The organism is Pseudomonas sp. GZJR-8 (genome assembly GCF_002916705.1).
Taxonomy (GTDB): Bacteria; Pseudomonadota; Gammaproteobacteria; order Pseudomonadales; family Pseudomonadaceae; genus Aquipseudomonas; species Aquipseudomonas synxantha_A.
Genome location: NZ_JXSI01000002.1, coordinates 383,988 through 402,940 on the forward strand (window position 1 = coordinate 383,988; position 18,953 = coordinate 402,940).

Genomic DNA, 18,953 nt, shown 5'->3' on the forward strand with positions numbered 1-18,953 from the left:
GGGAGGGGGCTTGCCCCCGATAGCGGTTTCACATTCAACACAAGCCTCAAGCGGCCGGTTGACTGTGTGGAAACAACAAATCCACAAACTTCTCTGCAGTTGGTTGCGGTTCATGGTTGGCCAGCCCGGCCCGTTCGTTGGCTTCGATAAACACGTACTCCGGTTGGTCGGCCGCCGGCACCATCAGGTCCAGGCCGACCATGGGAATATCCAGGGCACGGGCGGCGCGCACGGCGGCGTCCACCAGCGTCGGGTGCAGGATGGCGGTGACGTCTTCCAGACAACCGCCGGTATGCAGGTTGGCAGTTCGCCGCACGGCCAGGGTCTGGCCCCGGGGCAGGATGCTGTCGTAGTCGTAGCCGGCGGCCTTGAGTGTGCGCTCGGTCTCGCCGTCCAGGGGGATCTTGCTTTCGCCATCGGTGGCGGCCTGACGACGTCGGCTTTGCGCTTGGATCAACGCACGAATCGAATGCTGACCGTCGCCGATCACTTCGGCGGGGCGGCGAATCGCGGCGGCGACTACGTCGAAACCGATCACCAGGATGCGCAGGTCCAGGCCCTCGTGAAAGCTTTCGAGCAGTACGCGGCTGTCGAACTGGCGTGCCGTTTCGATGGCTTGCTGCACCTCCTCGATCGTTCGCAGGTCCACCGCCACGCCCTGGCCTTGTTCGCCATCCAACGGCTTGACCACCACGCGCTGGTGCTCGTCCAGAAACTCGAGGTTGTCGTCGGCACTGCCTGCCAACTGCTGCGCAGGCAACTTCAGGCCAGCGGCCTTGAGCACCTTGTGGGTCAGGCTCTTGTCCTGGCAAAGGGTCATGCTGATGGCGCTGGTCAAATCGCTCAGTGACTCGCGGCACCGCACGCGGCGCCCGCCGTGGCTGAGGGTGAACAGCCCGGCATCGGCGTCATCCACCTGCACATCGATACCGCGCCGATGGGCTTCTTCGACAATGATTCGCGCATACGGATTGAACCCCGCCTGCGGCCCCGGGCCGAGAAACAGCGGCTGGTTAATGCCGTTCTTGTGCTTGATCGCAAAGGTGGTCAGTGCGCGAAAACCCAGCTTGGCGTAAAGGCTCTTGGCCTGGCGGTTATCGTGCAGCACCGACAGGTCCAGGTAGCTCAAGCCACGGCTCATGAAGTGTTCCACCAGGTGGCGCACCAGCACTTCACCCACGCCGGGGCGGGTGCACTGTGGGTCTACCGCCAGGCACCACAGGCTGCAACCGTTTTCCGGGTCGTGAAAGGCTTTCTGATGGTTGAGGCCCATCACGCTGCCGATCACGGCGCCGCTGTCTTCGTCTTCCGCCAGCCAATACACCGGGCCGCCTTGATGGCGCGGTGTGAGGCGTTCGACGTCGACGGGCAACATGCCGCGGCCCTGATACAGCAAGTTGACGGCGTGCCAGTCGGCTTCGCTCTGTACCCGACGGATCCGAAAACCGCGAAACACACGGGTGGCGGGGCGGTAGTCACTGAACCACAGGCGCAAGGTGTCTGACGGGTCGAGGAATAACTGCTGCGGGTCGATCCCGAGGATTTGCTGGGGCGCGGCCACATACAGAGCGATATCACGTTCGCCGGGCTGTTCGTTGAGCAGCTCCAGGGCAAGGCTGGCAGGGTCGGGAAACGTATGCCCGATCAACAAGCGCCCCCAACCGCAATGCACGGCAATCGGTTCGGGACCTTGCGGGCTGCCGTCTTCGGCAAGCCGGGCCTGCAGGCGCTCGTAGGTCGGCGCCTGGCCTTTGATCAAGCGTTGGCTATACGCCGCGGCGTTAGGTTTCATGGATCAGATTCCTTGTTCGCTGAGCCACAGGTTCAGCGCCGCCAGTTGCCACAGCTTGGAGCCGCGCAATGGGGTCAGTTGACCCTGAGGGTCCGTCAGCAGGCGATCGAGCATGGCCGGGTTGAACAGGCCACGGTCCTGGCTCGGGTCCAGCAGCAACTCGCGCACCCAGTTCAGGGTGTCGCCTTGTAAATGCTTGAGGCCGGGGACCGGGAAGTAACCTTTTTTACGGTCGATGACTTCGCTGGGGATCACCCGGCGCGCGGCCTCTTTGAGCACCTGTTTGCCGCCATCGGGCAGTTTGAACTTGCCCGGTACGCGGGCCGAGAGTTCTACCAGGCGGTAGTCGAGGAACGGTGTCCGGGCTTCCAGGCCCCAGGCCATGGTCATGTTGTCGACGCGTTTGACTGGGTCGTCCACCAGCATCACCGTGCTGTCCAGGCGCAGGGCCTTGTCTACGGCGGCTTCCGCGCCCGGCATGGCAAAATGTTCGCGCACAAAGTCGCCGGCAGCGTCGTTGGCGGTCAGCCATTTCGGTGCGACGGTGGCCGCGTAGTCATCGTAGCTGCGGTCGAAAAACGCCTCGCGGTACGCGGCATACGGGTCGCTTGCGCCATCCACCTGCGGGTACCAGTGGTAACCGGCGAACAATTCGTCGGCGCCCTGGCCGCTCTGCACCACCTTGCAATGCTTGGCGACTTCCCGCGACAACAGGTAGAACGCGATGCAGTCATGGCTGACCATCGGCTCGCTCATGGCGCGGAACGCCGCCGGCAGTTGCTCGATGATCTCGCTTTCGGCGATGCGCAGTTGGTGATGGCGAGTTCCGTAATGCTTGGCGATCAGGTCCGAGTACTGGAATTCGTCGCCGCGCTCGCCACCGGCGTCTTCAAAACCGATGGAGAACGTGGACAGGTCCTGCACACCGACTTCACGCAGCAGGCCGACGAGCATGCTCGAGTCGACGCCACCGGAGAGCAGCACGCCCACATCCACGGCGGCGCGTTGGCGGATGGCCACGGCTTCGCGGGTGCTGTCGAGCACGCGGTCGGTCCAGTCTTCCAGCGTCAGGTGTTTTTCATCCTCATGGGGCCCGTAAGGCAGGGTCCACCAGGTTTTCTGTTCGGTCTTGCCGCTGGCATCAATGCGCATCCAGCTGGCGGGCGGCAGCTTTTCAATGCCCGCCAACAGTGTGCGCGGCGCGGGGACCACGGCGTGGAAATTCAGGTAGTGGTTGAGAGCGACCGGATCGAGGATCGGGTTGATGTCGCCGCCCCTGAGCAACGCCGGTAACGCCGAGGCAAAACGCAGGCGCTGGCCGGTGCGCGACAGGTACAAAGGTTTTACGCCCAAGCGGTCACGGGCGATGAACAGACGTTGGGCGTCACGTTCCCAAATGGCGAAGGCAAACATGCCGTTGAGCTTGGGCAGCAGTGCTTCGCCCCAGGCGTGGTAGCCCTTGAGCAGCACTTCGGTATCACCGCCGGAATAGAAGGCGTAGCCCAAGGCTTCCAGCTCTTCTCGTAGTTCCGGGAAGTTATAGATCGCGCCATTGAACGCCAGGGACAACCCCAGTTGGGCGTCAACCATCGGCTGCGCGGAGCCGTCCGACAGGTCCATGATTTTCAGGCGGCGGTGGCCCAGGGCAATCGGCCCTTGGGCGTGGAAGCCCCATGCGTCGGGGCCACGGGGGGCGAGGTGATGAGTGATGCGTTCTACGGCTGCCAGGTCGGCAGGTTGATGATCAAAGCGTAACTCGCCAGCTAATCCACACATAAGTTCCTTACCGGTTTTTCCGTTGGGGAGGGGTCAATACTCAATACGCCAAACGGCGCGTACCCAGAAACTGACCCAGTGCTATGCGTGGAGTTTTAGACCGATAAGTTATAAGGCAGATGGCCGCCTAGCCATCAATCCCGCTCTTTACGGGCTGCGGCCTGGCCTCGAACCAGAGCGCGCAGGGTAAACCGGTTGGGGTGGCAAGCCGCGGCCACGCTGGCCGGTACCGGCAGCGGTTCGTCATTCAGCCAGGCGGCCAGGAGTTCGCCGCACAGGGGGGCAGTGATCAGGCCGCGGGAGCCATGGCCACTGTTGAGGTACAGCCCGGGCAGCCAGGGGCACGGCGTATCCGGTACTTGCCGGGCGTCTTTGCCCAGCACGGCATAAGCCTGCTGGAACGCTTCATGGTCGGCCAGCGGCCCGACGATCGGCAGGTAATCGGGGCTGGTGCAGCGAAACGCGGCACGCCCTTCCAACTGTTCGGCCGCCAGGCGATCGGCGCCCAGGCGCTGCAGCAGGTCTGTGGAGATCTCGCGCAGCATCTCCAGGTTGCCGGTGTGTTCAGCGAGCGTGGGTGTGAGGTCTTGGTTGTTGAAGTCAAAACTGGCGCCCAGGGTATGTTCACCAAGGCGGGCTGGTGCGACGTAACCCTCGGCACAGACCACAGTAGTAAGGGCCTCACTGGCTGGGGTTTGTGCGAGCCGGGTGATCTGCCCGCGAATACGCTTGAGCGGTATGTCTGCGCTCAAGGGGAAACGCTTGATCTCCGCCGCCCCGGCGAGCACCACCACGCTGGCGCTGGCCAGCACGCGATCGCCGGCGCGAGCGTGCCACTGGTCGTCGTGCCGGTCCAGTTCAAGCGCCTCATGGTGGCTGAGCACCTCAATCAGCGGATGCGTCGCCTGCCACTGGCACAGTGCGGGTGGATGCACCCAGCCGCCCTCGGGGAAAAACAGGCCGCCGTGGGCCAGTTGGATTCCAGCCTGTTGTTGCGCCTGCTCGCGGTCGAGCAGGTGCAGCAGGCTCGGTGCGAAGGCGTCGGCGAGTTGGGCCTGGCGCTGGCCTTCCTTGGCGTCGAACGCCAGTTGCAACACACCACAGCCATCCCAATCCACGCCACGGTGCAAGTGCTCCAGCAGGCGGCGGGTGTGGCCGAAACCGCTGAGTATCAGTTGGGACAATGCGGTGCCATGGGCCGACAGCTTGAGGTACAGCACGCCCTGAGGGTTGCCCGAGGCTTCCTGCGCCAGGCCGGCATGGCGTTCCAGCAAGCTGACGCGCCAACCGCGGGCGGCCAGGCTGGCAGCCGTTGCGCAACCGGCCAGGCCACCCCCAATAACCATGGCGTGGCGTTCACCGTCGATGGCTGGGGGGCGAGCGAACCAGGGTTTGCTTTTTGCGGGCGGCGGCGTCTCGTCGGGCCAGCCGAGAAACTCTCCACGCAGGATCTCCCACTTATGCCCGATGCCCGGCGTGCGCTTCATCTTGAAGCCCGCGGCGTTGATCAGGCGCCGTACCCAGCCGGTGCTGGTAAAGGTGCTGATGGTCGAGCCCGGAGCGGCCAGGCGCGCCAGTTCAGCGAACAGTTCGGCGGTCCACATATCGGGGTTTTTCGCCGGGGCGAAACCGTCCAGAAACCAGGCGTCGATCTGCGCATCCAGTTGCGGCAATTGCTCCAGAGCATCGCCGATCAACAGGGTCAGGACCACGCGGCCGTTATCCAGTACCAGGCGTTGGAAGCCTTGGTGAATGGCGATGTATTGCGCCAAGAGTTGTTCGGCCAAGGGTTGCAGTTCAGGCCAGAGGGCGAGGGCGCGTTGCAGGTCGGCATGGCTCAGCGGATATTTTTCCACGCTGACAAAGTGCAGGCGCGCGCCGGCCGGTGCGTGTTGCTCAAACAATTGCCAGGCGCAGAGAAAATTCAAACCCGTGCCGAAGCCGGTTTCGCCGATCACCAGCCGCCCGCCCGCTGGCAAGCCAGCAAAGCGCTCCTGCAAGCGGTTCTGCTCCAGGAACACATAGCGGGTTTCTGCAAGGCCCGACTGGTCGGAGAAGTACACGTCGTCGAACACCCGCGAATGCGGGCGACCTTGGTCATCCCAGTCAAGCTGGGCGTGGGTGATGGGGGTCATGGGCGGCTCATAGACATACAGCAGGCAACGACAAGGCAGCCATTCTAGCCGATCGCGGCGCGCAGGGCCGATTCCAGGTGGTAGCCCCATAGGTTTTGCATGGAAATAGCTGCTGCGTCCGGCCTGCAATCCATCAACTATCAGCGTTAATTCTGTGCAAGTTGCTGCGGTATCGTAATAGCTTGATTTATAGGCAATAAAGGACATTGCTGATGCGCCCACAGGACGATTTGAACAGCAAACTGAACCAATTGACCCAGCGGCAACTGCAATCCGCCTTACTGGAAATGACGGGTGATTTGGACAAGGCCCAGGTGTTGCAAAAGCAACTGCCGGGCTGGATGGTCAACGCACCGCCTGGCGTGTTGGACGCACTGACCAGGGATGCCGCACGGGTTGCAGATGCCCAGGCAGTTGTCGCCGAGCAATTGAAGCCTTTGCAAGCACTGGATGAGTTTTGCAGTGAGCGGCTCAAGGCTTACTGTCAGACCCGATGGCAACTGACCGTGGAGCCGAAAAAAGATCTTTTGGTGCGTGCTGTAAACGAGTACGAGAAAGAAGTCTTGCCATTGAAATATGTGAAAACGGTGAGGCTGGTGCAGGACAGTCTCCTGCATGTGGCGATGCAGAATTTTTCCGAGGATGAAGTGCGAGCGCAGCACTTTCCGACGGGCTCGCTGCTGCGCTTGGGGGCTGCCGCTCGCGGGGTCATTGGCATAACCCCCCTGGAGTTTGCACAGGGGTGCCGTGCCCTGGATCTGCGTGGCCTGTATCAGCAGCACATCAGTGAAGTATTCAAGCTGGGGAGTGATCAGCCCAACCTCAATGATGTCGCAACTGATATCGGCCAGATGAAAACCCTGGATATAAAAATCGACGCCCACATTGCCCTGATGCGCGCAGATATTTCCCAAGGTGTCTACGAGGTGTTGTGCAAATTGCTGGACCGCAAGCTGACAGCGTCTCAGGCTCAGGCGGCAGGGATTTTGTTTGAATGGCGCCCCGTCACTTGGCAATGGCTGAATGTACAGGGCAGTTGCCTGTGGAGCATTCTGGTGTTCTCCGGCCGCTCGGTTGCGCAATACCCGCAAGAACCCTGTGTGGTGTACATGCCCAATGAGCCGGAGCGGCCATTGTTCGAGTATTCCTCGTTTGATGACTTTCAGGTCTACCTCAAGCGCAAGCTTGAAGTGCCGGCTTATCGTAGTTTCTTTACCCGGTACCTGAGCCAGGATGACCGGGTCGGCTTCTTCAGCCATTTCGATCAATCCCGTACCTTGGGGGCGCTGGAGGCAACCCCCATTACGGTTAGCCTGGCGGGGCATTTTTTCGCAACTTACGCCGCCAAACTCCAAGCCGACGCGCGGACCCTGGCGGTACCGGTAGCCGACGTGGATGAGGTGGCCCGCGAGCAGCGCTTGCAAGCGTACCTGGATGCCGGTTTGACAGTGCTCAACCTCGCCGGGTTTGTTGTGCCGGAGTTGGGACTATTGATGACTGGCGTGGCGGTGGGCCAGATGCTCGGCGAGCTGTATGAGGGCATTGAGGACTGGCGCCGTGGCGATAAAGAAGAGGCGTTCAAGCAGTTGGCAGCGGTAGCGCAAAACATCACCTCGATGGTGCTGTTCGCGGCGGGGAGCAAGGTTGTCGGTTCGGCGATGAAACGCAGCGGTCTTAACCTGGATAACTTTTTTCGCCAGTTTGAAGTGGTACGCCCCACAGATGGCAATCTGCGGCTGTGGCGGGCAAATGTCACGCCGTACTTCCATGATCAGCGTCTTGTCGACGACGAGGTTGCGGACGCTACGGGAATTTACAAAGTCGGAGGGCATTCATACGTCAAGGTCAATGATTGCGTACATCGGGTTGCGTTTGACTCGAAACTGGATCGATGGCGGGCCAGTCACCCGCTGCGGCAGACGGCTTATCGCCCGCTGTTGCTGCACAACGGCGAAGGACGCTGGCGTTTTGCGTTCGAAACGCCCGACGAATGGGAGGATCAGGAGTATCTCTTTTCACGCCTGAACCCGGCAGGCCCAGGTGCTTCGCTGCATCCCAGGAAGCTTGTGCAGATCAAGGCCATTATGGATATGCCCCATGAATGGGGCGTCTATCAGGCCGAAGAGTGCCTGCCCTTTCCCGCACGTTTTCGTGATTTGTATGAGCGTTTCAAGCTGGACCAGTCCATTCGTGATCTGATCTGGCAGTTGGAAAGCGGTGCGTCCCCCAGTGTAGAAAACTTGACCTTGCAGATGCATGCCCTGCCCTTGTTAGACGGGTGGCCGGTGGGGCGCTATTTTGAGGTGCTGGATGCACAGGGCCGCGTCAAGGCGCGTTACCCCACCGGTGGGCCGTTTGACAATGTAGGCCTGCGTTTGACGCTCACTGAGCAGATGCTTCGTGAGGGCAAAGTGTTTGATGTGCTGTTGTCCGAGCTGGACGAGGCACAAAAAATCGGCCTGCTTGGAGAGGGGGTTGCTGCTGATCAGGAGCGCGGCGTATTGGAGCGTCAGTTGCTCGCACACCTCAAGGCTGACTGCAGGCCGTTGTTCGAGCAGTTGTATCAGGCCCATGACGGACCTGTACCGCCCGAATGGGCGTTGCTCAGGCGTACCTATCCGCAACTGCCCTGTACGCTGATGCGCGAATTGATGGCCCAGACCTCAACGGTGCAGCGCGAGACCCTGCGCGATAATCAACGTATCCCCATGGCATTGGCCGAGTCGGTCCAGCGTGCCCTCGGGGAGCAACGCCTGGACCGCGCCCTGATGGGGTTTGAGCAGCCTGAGCTGGCCAGCCTGGATACGGCGTGTGTGGCGGTTCGGTCGATGCCGCATCTGGCAGGGTGGGGCAGGGAGGTGCGGCTTGAGTTGCGCCAGGGTTCGCCACAGGGTGACTTATTGGCCCTGGGCGCGAGCAATGGCGCCGGTGCGCGACGAATAGTGGTCAGCTCGGACGCTGGGTTTGCAACGTTCGACGACAACGGCCTGAGTCTAGGTGGGCCTTACTCCGGACCGGACGGCTTGTTTCAGGCGATTGAGTGCGCGCTGACCGACAGTCAGCGCGTAGCAATGGGGTTGCCGCTCAACGAGGCCAACAATCTCTGGCGCCTGCGCTACATGAGCGCTTCCCAGGCCAAGGGGGAACGGGAGCTGGCCGCCGAGGCTTTTTCCAGCAGGGGCAGCGAGCCGGTGCTGGACGCGATGCCCTGTGAAATGGCTGATTCGCCGACGGGGCCATTGGCGCACCCTCGCGCGCTGGTGCGCAAGGTGAAGCGTTTGTACCCCTTGTTCAGCACTGCACAAGTGTCTTCGCTGCTGATGGCCTTGGGTGCTGACCATCTTTCCCGGGCCAGGGCGGTAAAGCGTTTGAAGGCAGAGCTTACTCATCTGCGAGCGCTGCTCAAACACTGGAAGACCGATACCCAGGGCATGGATAAACAGCCGGGCCTGAGTGACATTCGTACCAGCCGCGAGCAGGTGGCTGAGCGCATTGAAGCCTGTTGGCGGCGTCAAAGCTTTGCTCTGGATGAACATCAGATGTCGGTTGCCAGTTTGAACCTGGACGGAATGCGCGTCGGATCGTTGCCGACGCTGCCTGCCGACATTCGTTTCGACCATGTCCGTCAGGTGTCACTCAAGAACATGCGATTGGGCGATGACGTCGCGTATTTCCTCAAGTGTTTCAAAGGCATTCGGCATCTGGCGCTGGACCGTAACCGCCTGACGCGCTTGCCGGAAATATTCTCGCGGATGCTCGACCTCGAAAGCTTGTCGATGCCCCATAACCGTCTTGCACTGACCGAGTATACCCAGCTGAAACTGGCTGATCTGAATACGCTGCGCCTGCTGGACCTGAGCCATAACCCACTGGATAAGCTGGTGGATGTCAGCAGGATGCGTGACTTGCACACGCTGTTGCTGCGGGACAGCAGACTCGTCGACCTGCCGTCGGGCATCGGGCGGTTGGCCCACTTGGAGCAGGTGGATCTGCGCGATAACCTGATCACCGTGCTGCCCGAGTGGTTGTTCACGGTGCCGCGCATTTTCAGCCAGTCGATCGACTTGGGCGGCAATCCGCTATCCGACACGACAGTAGAGGCACTCGAGCGTTACCGCGCTGACGTAGGTATTGGTATGGGGTATGTAGACGACGATCAGCCTCGTATGAGCGAACTGAAGGCCAGGGCGCGGTGGTTGCCGGACGAGGTGGCTGCCCGCGATGCCAACAAGCGTAGCGTCTGGGCCAACCTGCGGGATGATCCGGAGTCGACAGAGTTGTTCCTGTTGCTGGCTGAATTGACCAGTGCTGCTGACAGTCGCCGTGTGCGCGAGGATATGACGCAACGTGTCTGGGACGTATTGCAGGCGACCCATGACAATGTCGGGCTGCGCGAGCAGGTCTTCCAACTGGCAGCCCATCCGACTGGTTGTGAGGATGGGGCGGCGCAGATGTTCAGCCAGATTGAGGTTCTCAAGGAAGTCGAGAAGGCAACGCTGCAGGCGGGTCGTGCACAGAGCAACTCCGGGGCGCTGTTGAACTTGAGTCGAGGTTTGTTTCGCCTCAGCGAGCTGGAGAAAATTGCGGCGACATACGCGGTTGAAAAAGCCTCCTCGGATCCGCTGGAAATCAACCTGGCATTTCGGATCGGGTTGGCCAAGGACCTGCAACTGCCGGGGCAGCCGAAACATATGGTCTATGACTCGTTTTTCGAGGTGCCCAGCAGCGATTTGGCGATGGCGCAAGCCCAGGTGCGAACAGCTGAGCTGTCGCCTGCCTTCTTGCGTTTTATTACCCAGTTGACGTTCTGGAAAACCCATCTCAAACAGCAGTTTCCTGCTGAGTTCCTATCGGTGACTGAGCCCTTCGATACGCAGCAGCAAACACTTTTTGAGAATCGCCAGGACCTTACTGACGGGGAGTATTTCAAACAAATGGAAGCCCTGCGCACACCGCGACGGCAGGCAATAACCGCAGTGATGGAGCGCCTGACACAGCAGATGTTGAAGCATCAGGACCTGGGCCTATGTCACGTTCCTGGGTATTAACCGTAGCCGCGGTGATTGATCCACGGCAAGCCGAGTGAAATTCCTTGCCTGCCGTGGTGCCCAATCCGCTAGTCTTGAGCCATCTTGAAACGGAGCTGCCCATGTTCGAATCCGCCGAAATCGGTCACGCCATCGACAAAGACACCTATGACGCCGAAGTGCCGGCCCTGCGTGAAGCCTTGTTGGAGGTGCAGTACGAGTTGCAGCAGCAGAAGCGCTTCCCGGTGATCATCCTGATCAATGGCATCGAAGGCGCGGGCAAGGGCGAAACCGTCAAGCTGCTCAATGAATGGATGGACCCGCGCCTGATCGAAGTGCGCACCTTCGACCAGCAGACCGACGAAGAACTGGCGCGCCCGCCGGCCTGGCGCTATTGGCGGCAACTGCCGGCCAAGGGTCGCATGGGCATCTTTTTCGGTAACTGGTACAGCCAGATGCTGCAAGGCCGGGTGCATGGGCAGATCAAGGATGCGCGCCTGGACCAGGCCATCGCCGGCGCCGAACGTCTGGAAAAAATGCTCTGCGATGAAGGTGCGCTGATCTTCAAGTTCTGGTTCCACCTGTCCAAAAAACAGATGAAGGCGCGCCTCAAGGCCCTGGCCGACGACCCGCTGCACAGCTGGCGCATCAGCCCGCTGGATTGGCAGCAGTCCGAGACCTACGACAAGTTCGTGCATTTCGGTGAGCGTGTGCTGCGCCGCACCAGCCGCGATTACGCGCCGTGGCATGTGATCGAAGGCGTCGACCCCCATTACCGTGGGCTGACCGTGGGCAAGATCCTGCTGGATGGACTGCAAAGTGCCTTGAAACAGGCCAAGGTCAAGGCCAGCGGCATGAACCCGGCGCCGTTGCTTGCCTCGGTTGACCAGAAGAGCCTGCTCGACAGCCTGGACATGACCCTGCGCCTGGACAAGGACGATTACGAAGAACAGCTGATCACCGAGCAGGCGCGCTTCTCTGGTCTGATGCGCGACAAACGCATGCGCAAACACGCGCTGGTGAGCGTATTCGAAGGCAACGACGCAGCCGGCAAGGGCGGGGCGATCCGTCGTGTGGCGGCAGCACTGGACCCGCGCCAGTACCACATCGTGCCGATTGCCGCGCCCAGTGAAGACGAACGCGCCCAGCCTTATCTATGGCGGTTCTGGCAGAAGATCCCGGCGCGTGGCATGTTCACCGTGTTCGACCGCTCCTGGTACGGCCGCGTGCTGGTGGAACGCATCGAAGGCTTTTGCACCCCGGCGGACTGGATGCGCGCCTATGGCGAGATCAATGACTTCGAAGAGCAATTGCGCGATGCGAGGGTGATCGTGGTCAAGTTCTGGCTGGCCATCGACAAGGACACCCAACTGGAGCGCTTCCAGGCCCGCGAGGAAATCCCGTTCAAGCGCTTCAAGATCACTGAAGATGATTGGCGCAACCGCGACAAATGGGACGACTACCGCGCGGCGGTGGGCGACATGGTTGATCGCACCAGCACCGAGGTGGCGCCCTGGACCCTGGTAGAAGCCAATGACAAGCGCTGGGCGCGGGTCAAGGTGTTGCGCACCATCAACCGGGCGCTGGAGGATGCGTTCGCTAAAACCGATAAGCACGACAAAAAGAAAAAGAAATAGCCTGCACCCGGCTCGGTCCAAATGTGGGAGGGGGCTTGCTCCCGATGGCGGTGAGTCAGTCACAGATGTGCTGACTGACACTCCCTCATCGGGCCACAGCTCACTAGTTGTCTGCTCTAGCTCTTAACTGACTGGCATTGGGGCAAGCCCCCTCCCACATTTAGGATTGTGGCGTATCCCAATCCAGTGACTTGCCCCTAGAATGCGGTTCCACTTCCTCTGGCATCTGGGGCACTCATGCACATCTCCTCCGGCCGCTGGGTCTACGGCTTTTTCCTGACCCTGCTGACCGCGTTTCTGTGGGGCATCCTTCCGGTCAAGCTTAAGCAAGTGCTGCAAGTGATGGATCCGATCACCGTCACCTGGTTTCGCCTCACGGTGGCCGGTACTTGCCTGTTTGTCTATCTGGCTGCCACCAAGCGCTTGCCCAGCCGTAAAGTGCTCGGCCCCAGGGGCGGCTGGCTGGTGGGCATGGCGGTGTGCGGCCTGGTCGGCAACTACGTGCTGTATCTGGTTGGGCTGAAAATGCTCAGCCCAGGCACCGCGCAGCTGGTAGTGCAGATGGGCCCGATCTTTCTGATGGTAGCCAGTGTGTTTGTGTTCAAGGAGCGCTTCAGCCTGGGGCAGGGTGTGGGGCTGGTGGTACTGATTATCGGCTTTGGTTTGTTCTTCAACCAACGCCTGGTGGAGTTGCTGACGTCCATGGGCACCTACACCGCCGGTGTGCTGACGATCCTGCTCGCCACCACCATCTGGGTGTTCTATGCATTGGGGCAGAAGCAGTTGCTGACAGTGTGGAATTCGTTGCAGGTGATGATGGTGATCTACCTGTCGTGCGCGGTGTTGCTCACGCCGTGGGCGCATCCGCTGGAGGCGTTGCAGTTGAGCCCGCTGCAAGGATGGCTGCTGCTGGCGTGTTGCATGAATACGCTGGTGGCCTACGGCGCATTTGCCGAAGCCCTGGCGCATTGGGAAGCCTCGCGGGTCAGTGCGACCCTGGCGTTGACGCCGTTGGTGACCTTTGTGGCGGTGGCCTTGGCGGCCTGGCTGTGGCCTGACTATGTGCAGGCCGAAGAGATCAATGCCTTGGGGTATGTGGGGGCGCTGGTGGTGGTGACGGGGTCGGCGATGGTGGCGTTGGCGCCTTCGCTGCTCGCCGGGCTCAGGGCCCGGCGGCTGCGGATATCGGTTTAAGCGCCGAGCATGTTTTCCGGGCGGACCCACTGGTCGAACTCGGCGTCGGTGAGGTAGCCGAGTTCCAGCGCGGCTTCGCGCAGTGTCAGCCCTTCGGCGTAAGCCTTCTTGGCGATCTCTGCCGACTTGTCGTAGCCGATATGCGGGTTGAGCGCGGTGACCAGCATCAGCCCGCGTTCCAGGTGTTCGGCCATTTGCGCGGCGTCGGGCTCAAGACCCGCGATGCAATGCTCCTGGAAGTTGTTGCAGCCATCGGCCAGCAGGCGGATCGACTCCAGCAGGTTGTGAATGATCACCGGTTTGTACACGTTCAACTGCAAGTGCCCTTGGCTGGCGGCCATGCCGATGGTCACGTCGTTGCCCAATACCTGGCAGGCCAGCATCGACAGCGCTTCGCACTGTGTGGGGTTGACCTTGCCGGGCATGATCGAACTGCCCGGTTCGTTGGCCGGCAACTTCACTTCGGCCAGCCCTGTGCGTGGGCCGGAACCCAGCAGGCGCAGGTCGTTGGCGATTTTCATCAGGGCCACGGCCAGGGTTTTCAGCGCGCCGTGCAAGGTGACCAGCGGTTCATGGCCGGAGAGGGCGGCGAATTTGTTCGGTGCGGTCACGAAGGGCAAGCCCGACAGCGCCGCCAGTTCGGAGGCAATCGCCTCGCCGAAGCCATGGGGTGCGTTGAGCCCGGTGCCGACAGCAGTGCCGCCTTGGGCCAGCTCGCACACGGCGGGCAGGGCGCTGCGGATCGCGCGCTCGGCGTAATCGAGCTGGGCGATAAACGCCGACAGCTCCTGGCCGAAGGTGATCGGCGTGGCGTCCATCATGTGGGTGCGGCCGGTCTTGACCAGCTTCATATGCCGCGCGGCCAGTTCCGCCAGGCCACCGGACAGCGTCGCGATAGCAGGCAGCAGTTGCTGGTGCACCGCTTGCACCGCAGCAATGCTCATGGCGGTTGGGAAGCAGTCGTTGGAGCTTTGGGAGCGGTTCACATGGTCGTTGGGGTGTACCGGGCTTTTACCGCCCCGATTGTTGCCGGCCAGTTCGTTGGCGCGGCCGGCGATCACTTCGTTGGCGTTCATGTTGCTCTGGGTGCCACTGCCGGTCTGCCAGACCACCAGCGGGAACTGGTCGTCATGCTGGCCGTCGAGGATTTCGTCGGCAGCCTGTTCGATCAGCCGGGCGATATCGGCGGGCAGGTCGCCGTTACGGTCATTGACCCGGGCGGCGGCCTTCTTGATCAGGGCCAGGGCATGCAATACCGCCAGCGGCATACGCTGCTCGCCAATCGCAAAATTGACCAGCGAGCGCTGGGTTTGCGCGCCCCAATAGGCATCATCAGGGACCTGTACTTCTCCCAGGCTGTCGGTTTCGATACGGCTCATCGGGCACCCTCCTTATCCAGTCGTGATTGGTCAGTTTAGGCCCTGGCGGCTGCCGTGGGTTCCCTAAATCCGCATTTGTGCCATTGCGCCCCGCAAAACCAGGGCCTGCGTGGGGTGGGGTTGAGCCGCGAGGTTTTTTAGGCGCAGAATGGGCGCCCTTGGGGTCTTACCTCGCCTGCTAGAAAAGGAAACTCGATGACTCGTCTTCGTGCCATCTGTACCGCGGTTGCTCTGGTTTGCGCCAGCGGCCAGGTTTTTGCCGATACCGCCAGCCACAACGCCAGTGCCGAAGCCTTCCTTACCCTGGCCCACGCTGACAAGCTGGGGACCCCGGTGTACATGCAAGTGCAGCAAATGTTCGCCCAGCGTTTCGAACAGACCAAGGCGCCTGCCGCCAAGCAGTCCGTACTGGACAGCTACCAGGCCAAGGCCAACGCCGCCCTGGACCAGGCCATCGGCTGGCCGAAGCTCAAGCCCGATATGGTCAAGCTCTACACCACCAACTTCAGCGAATCCGAGCTCAAGGACCTGGTAGCGTTCTACAAGTCGCCACTGGGCAAGAAAGTCCTGGAAAAAATGCCCCAACTGACCCAGCAATCGGCCCAGATGACCCAGGCCAAACTGGAAAGCGCCGTACCGGTGGTGAACAAGCTGTTGGAAGACATGACCAATGAGCTGGCGCCAAAAGGTGCCGCACCGGCCAAGAAGAAGTAAGCAGCAATGACCATGCAACAGCGTATCGAAACGGCGCTCGCCGCCCTGGGCCCGGAACACTTGAGTGTGCTGGATGAAAGCCACATGCACAGCCGTGGGTTGCAGACCCACTTCAAGGCCGTGCTGGTCAGCCCGCAGTTCGAAGGGCTCAACCGCGTCAAGCGCCACCAGAAGGTCTACGCCACCCTGGGTGACCTGATGAGCGAATTTCATGCGTTGGCGCTGCATACCTACACGCCTGAGGAATGGGCGAAAATCGACGCAGCCCCGGCCTCGCCGACCTGCGCCGGCGGGCACTGAAAACCTTTGAGGCCAGCAGGTGCCAAGCCTGCTGGTCTCGACAGGTAGTGCCAGAATCTGGTTACACAAGGCTACTTTTTATACCCCTTTATCGAGGCCGGTACCTCTAGGATTTGTTGACCTTAGTGCAAAACAGGTCACGAATTCATGTCTAACGCCCTACATCGAAATACGCCTACCTTGACGGCCATTGACCCTCGCGGGTTAGCCGTGCGCACTGTGCAGTATCATCGTGCAACGCTCGCGGACTCCCCTCAGGCGCGGGTCAATCGCCAGGTGTTGAGTGCCAGTGGTTTTTTGCTTGAACAGTGGGACCCACGTCAGTTCGCCCTTGGCTCGACCGGGGTGGCGGCGCAATCGAACCTTTACAGCCTGTCGGGTGAAACCGTGCGAACCCAGAGTATGGATGCCGGTTGGCGTTTGGTCATGTACGGTGCAGCGCGGCAGCGGTTGCACAGCTGGGACTCGCGCGGCGCCCTTCAAGCGTTTCACTATGACCATTTGCTGCGCCCTGTGGCGGTGTTCGAACAATCTGCAGAGGACCCGTCACCCCGTTGTGTCGAGCGTATGACGTACGCGCCCGCAATCTCGGCCGAGGTCGTCGGCAATCGCTGTGGACGGTTGATTCGCCATGCGGACCCGGCGGGTGTGCTGCTGGTGGAGGCGTACGCGATCGATCAACGCGTCATCAAGCAAACCAGACGGTTTCGCGCCGATATTGCTCTGGTCGACTGGCCAAACAGCGATGAGGCACAGGATCTGCTAACGGAACGCCAGGCCTATACCACCACCTGGCGTTACGATGCGCTGGGTGCAATGCTGGAGCAGATAGATGCCAAGGGCAACCGCCTACAGTGGCGCTATGGGCAACAGGGCTGGGTGTTGGAAATGCTGCTGATCTTCAAGACCGGCGAGCGCCAAGTGTTGATGAATCAGCGGGTGTACAACGCCAGCGGCCAAGTCGTGTCCGAACGGGCGGGCAATAACGTTACCAAAGTCGCCCGTTACGCCGAGCACGACGGTCGTTTGCAGCAACTTGAGGTGTACCGCCAAGGGCAGGCCGGCACGCCGCTGCAGCAGCTGGTATATGAGTACGATCCGGTCGGCAACATCCTCAGCCTCAGCGACCTGGCGCAACCGACTCGATGGCACAGCAACACCCGGATTGATGCGGTTAATCGCTACCAGTACGACACGCTTTATCAGTTGATCCAGGCCAGCGGTCGGGAAAATAGCGCCAATGCCGGGGGCCGGGCTTTGCCAACGCAGGTTCAGTTCGGGGCGACGGATCAGGGGCTCTGGCGCAATTACACCCAGCATTATGCCTATGATGGTGCGGGCAATCTGACGCGCCTTCGACACGTGCCCTCCAGCGGCACAGGCTATACCCGCGAAATGCAAGTGGCGGCGCTCACGAACCGCGCCGTGCCCGTAGCGCAAGGGCGGCAGGTTCAATGGGATGGGGCGTTCGATGCCAATGGCAATCAGTTGTCGCTCGACGGCACACAGCAGGCGGCCTGGAATGTGCGCAATCAATTGACCTACACCACCCAGGTACAGCGTGAGAACGGTGACCCTGACGTGGAGAGTTACCTGTATGACAGTCAAGGCCTGCGCGCACTCAAGGTTCGCAGCCGTGAGGCTCGTGCAAAACCTTACACCCAGGAAACCTATTACCTGCCGGGCCTGCAAGTACACAAGCAAAGGGCACAGCGCTTCAATGTGCTGGACATTGATACGGGCGGTGGGCGAGTCACCGTGGTGCAATGGGAGTCGGGCAAACCCAGCGAGATGAGTACCCACTCACTGCGATTCAGCATTCTGGATCACCTCAAGAGCTGTGCGCTGGAACTGGACGAGCAGGCTCGCTTGTTGAGCCAGGAGCATTACTATCCTTATGGCGCAACGGCGTGGTGGGCAACCAGCAATATCGTTCGGGGGCACCCTAAGATTCGCCGTTACTCCGACAAGGAACGCGACGCCACGGGCCTGTACTACTACGGTGCGCGTTATTACGCACCGTGGTTGCAGCGCTGGATAAGCCCGGACCCGATGGGCGATGTGGACGGCTTGAACCTGTATGCGATGGCCCGGGGCAATCCCGTAGGGTTCAGGGATGCCGATGGCACGCAAACGACGTTTGGCGAGCAATTCCAACCCGGTCGAGGCGATATTCTCTTTGGCTTGGCCGCGACGGTTGCTGCCTACAGGAGTTTCTGGTCGAAGCTGAGCGCGCGCGGGGATGCGATGGTGGCCTATTTTTCAGGCGCGGAACTGCAGCGCTGGACTGCCGGGCTGGCGCCTCCCGTTCGCGCCTTCTCTGCATTTCGCAACGTGAATGCGGAGCTATTCAGCGACTTGACGCAAGATCCACATGACCCAGCGAAAGCTAACGAACTCAAGGCCGAGCTCATTGAGCAGCTTTCGGTCGGCGTCCGGCCGTTTTACGAGGGCATTGTTTCGAAATATTCAGGTTGTACGTCAACTTCTTGCAACCAGCAATTCGCGAGGAGGTTTGTCAGTGATCTTGCCGCAGGCAGGTATTCACTCGAGGCGACGGCTCGCCAACACGTTGGCACAGACCTATTGGCCATTCAGCAAAAAATCGTCACTCGAAGCAGCAAATCGGCTTTGGAAACCTTGACTAGCCCGCAAAGTGCGGCGATGGTCCATTTCGCTCTCGACAATTTGGACATAGGAGCCGTCGTCAGCAAGCAAGGGGTATCTGCCACGGCCTCCGAGCTGCGCTGGCTTTATCGGCATCGTCTGCAACTGGCAGGCCGCGTGACGTTCTATCGACACCAACAACGGGTCGACGCGCCTTGGGAGTCAAACGCGTCCGCTTGGCGTCGCTACAAGCCCAGCCGTCCGAGGGTGTCAGGGCGGGCGGCACGCTGACACGTGAGCGGGTCGGGGCGATGCCAGTAACTGGATACACAAAAGCATCCTCCAGCACCACCTTTCTCATCCCCTCATCCCTAGGCTCTCAGGACTACTTG

10 protein-coding genes are annotated in these 18,953 nt (G+C 60.9%); 6 read left to right on the forward strand and 4 right to left on the reverse strand.

Annotated elements, in window-relative coordinates; all coding sequences use genetic code 11:
- Window positions 1-46: 46 nt before the first annotated feature.
- The 3 genes from ngg to mnmC all read right to left on the reverse strand — a co-directional run bounded on the left by ngg (window position 47) and on the right by mnmC (window position 5,703).
- Window positions 47-1,792, reverse strand: coding sequence for an N-acetylglutaminylglutamine synthetase (ngg, locus tag TK42_RS05065; RefSeq protein WP_078821927.1), 1,746 nt, complete (start codon window positions 1,790-1,792; stop codon window positions 47-49).
- A gap of 3 nt (window positions 1,793-1,795) precedes the next feature.
- The gene (locus TK42_RS05070; protein ID WP_103733717.1) at window positions 1,796-3,568 is read right to left on the reverse strand and encodes an N-acetylglutaminylglutamine amidotransferase; all 1,773 of its coding nucleotides are present in this window, start codon (window positions 3,566-3,568) and stop codon (window positions 1,796-1,798) included.
- Window positions 3,569-3,702: 134 nt separating this feature from the next.
- Window positions 3,703-5,703, reverse strand: coding sequence for a bifunctional tRNA (5-methylaminomethyl-2-thiouridine)(34)-methyltransferase MnmD/FAD-dependent 5-carboxymethylaminomethyl-2-thiouridine(34) oxidoreductase MnmC (gene mnmC, locus TK42_RS05075; protein WP_103733718.1), 2,001 nt, complete (start codon window positions 5,701-5,703; stop codon window positions 3,703-3,705).
- 212 nt (window positions 5,704-5,915) lie between these two features.
- On the opposite strand from mnmC, the gene TK42_RS05080 reads away from it, so the two are divergent.
- The 3 genes from TK42_RS05080 to TK42_RS05090 all read left to right on the forward strand — a co-directional run bounded on the left by TK42_RS05080 (window position 5,916) and on the right by TK42_RS05090 (window position 13,561).
- A complete protein-coding gene (locus TK42_RS05080) occupies window positions 5,916-10,751 on the forward strand; it encodes an NEL-type E3 ubiquitin ligase domain-containing protein (protein WP_103733719.1) in 4,836 nt (1,611 codons plus the stop codon).
- Window positions 10,752-10,852: 101 nt separating this feature from the next.
- The gene (pap, locus tag TK42_RS05085) at window positions 10,853-12,367 is read left to right on the forward strand and encodes a polyphosphate:AMP phosphotransferase (RefSeq protein ID WP_078821923.1); all 1,515 of its coding nucleotides are present in this window, start codon (window positions 10,853-10,855) and stop codon (window positions 12,365-12,367) included.
- Between the two features lie 237 nt (window positions 12,368-12,604).
- Entirely contained in the window at window positions 12,605-13,561 is a 957-nt protein-coding gene (locus tag TK42_RS05090; RefSeq protein ID WP_032880154.1) for a DMT family transporter, read from the forward strand.
- Here the strand turns inward: TK42_RS05090 and TK42_RS05095 are convergent.
- Window positions 13,558-14,940, reverse strand: a complete 1,383-nt coding sequence (locus TK42_RS05095; protein WP_032880155.1) for a class II fumarate hydratase — start codon at window positions 14,938-14,940, stop codon at window positions 13,558-13,560. The two genes, TK42_RS05090 and TK42_RS05095, sit on opposite strands and share 4 nt — an antisense overlap.
- Before the next feature lie 195 nt (window positions 14,941-15,135).
- Here TK42_RS05095 and TK42_RS05100 point away from each other — a divergent pair, with 195 nt between their 5' ends.
- The 3 genes from TK42_RS05100 to TK42_RS05110 all read left to right on the forward strand — a co-directional run bounded on the left by TK42_RS05100 (window position 15,136) and on the right by TK42_RS05110 (window position 18,852).
- Complete coding sequence (locus TK42_RS05100) at window positions 15,136-15,654, forward strand: DUF2059 domain-containing protein (RefSeq protein ID WP_103733720.1); 519 nt, start codon at window positions 15,136-15,138, stop codon at window positions 15,652-15,654.
- 6 nt (window positions 15,655-15,660) lie between these two features.
- Window positions 15,661-15,954, forward strand: a complete 294-nt coding sequence (locus TK42_RS05105; RefSeq protein ID WP_032880157.1) for a BolA family transcriptional regulator — start codon at window positions 15,661-15,663, stop codon at window positions 15,952-15,954.
- 147 nt (window positions 15,955-16,101) lie between these two features.
- The gene (locus TK42_RS05110; RefSeq protein ID WP_103733721.1) at window positions 16,102-18,852 is read left to right on the forward strand and encodes an RHS repeat-associated core domain-containing protein; all 2,751 of its coding nucleotides are present in this window, start codon (window positions 16,102-16,104) and stop codon (window positions 18,850-18,852) included.
- Window positions 18,853-18,953: the final 101 nt, after the last annotated feature.